Origin of the sequence: Pseudomonas sp. MYb13, assembly GCF_002980075.1 — a bacterium.
Taxonomy (GTDB): Bacteria; Pseudomonadota; Gammaproteobacteria; order Pseudomonadales; family Pseudomonadaceae; genus Aquipseudomonas; species Aquipseudomonas lurida.
In genome coordinates this window covers 1-1,223 of record NZ_PCQI01000040.1, presented here as the reverse complement: position 1 = coordinate 1,223, position 1,223 = coordinate 1, and the positions used below count along the sequence as shown (strand labels likewise).

The 1,223-nt window shown below is 59.1% G+C and carries 1 pseudogene; it reads right to left on the bottom strand.

Annotated elements, in window-relative coordinates:
• Positions 1-1,223 (bottom strand): annotated as a pseudogene (locus CQ002_RS28050) (RHS repeat protein); the annotation flags it as partial.

Below are 1,223 nucleotides of genomic sequence, written 5' to 3'. Positions count from 1 at the left end.
CGCAGGTTATGAAGGTGGCCGCAGGCGTCGTAGCCGTAGCGCAGGGTGCCCCAGCCCTGGTGTTCGGCGGTGAGGCGGTTTTGGACGTCGTATTCATAGACCAAAGCCCAGTGGCCGTCGTCGACGCTTAGGAGATTGCCCTGGCGATCGTAGGCATAGTCGACGGCACCACCATCAGGCAGGGTTTTTCCTACGAGTCGACCGGCATGGTCGCGCTCATAGCGAGTAACCAGCCGACTACCGTCATCACCGTGTTCAGTCTTTTCCTGCAGGTTGCCGTTGAGGTCGTAAACGTAAGCGGTGCGCTGGCCGTCAAATCCGGTTTCCTGCTGGATTAGACCATTGCTGTGGTACTGAAGTCGGTAGGTCTCGCCGACCTCGTTTTCGATTTCAGTCAGCAATAAACGCACGTTGTCGTAGCGGTACTTGACCTGGCTGCCATCGGCGTTGATGCGGCGGCTGATCAGGTGCAGGCCGTCGGCGTATTCGTAGCGGGTGACGTTCCCCAGTTCATCGCGTTCGGAAGTGATTTTTCCGTAAGCGTTGTAGCTGTATTCCCTGCACGCGCCGCCCGGTAGCACCACACGGATCAACCGACCCACGCTGTCCCACTGATGTTGGGTCAGCGCACCATGCTCATCCTCACGCGCAACTTGTCGGCCGAGATCGTCATAGCGATAGCGCTTAACGCCGCCATTGGGCAACTGCTCCTCAAGCAACTGCCCACGTTCATTCCACACCAGTCGCTGACAGCTATGGTCTGGATACCAAACGCCAACCAGCTGCCCATATTGGTTGTAGCTGTAGTCAGTAGCGTTGCCGTCAGGATCGGTCTTACGCGTAACATCGCCCTGGTCATTCCGCTCGTATTTCCAGACTGCTTCACCACGCCGCACAACCCGTACGAATCCGTTGTCATGCTCGTAGGTCGTCGGCTCGTCATCTCCCGGAAACAACGCCACCAGGCGTCCCGCTTCGTCGTATTGATACGCCGTGATCGCACCGAGAGGATCCTGCTCAACCGTCAGCCGGCCTTTGTCATCGTAGGACTTGAAGTGCTCGGCCCCCTCCGGATCCACCCGCTGCACCAGCCGCGCCCGCTGGTCATGCACGTAGACTTCCTGGCTGCCGTCGGCGTTAAACACCGTGACCTGCCCGTTGTCATCCCAGGCATACCGCGTGTCCATCTGCGAGAAACTCGCCCAATGCCGGACACACCGCGC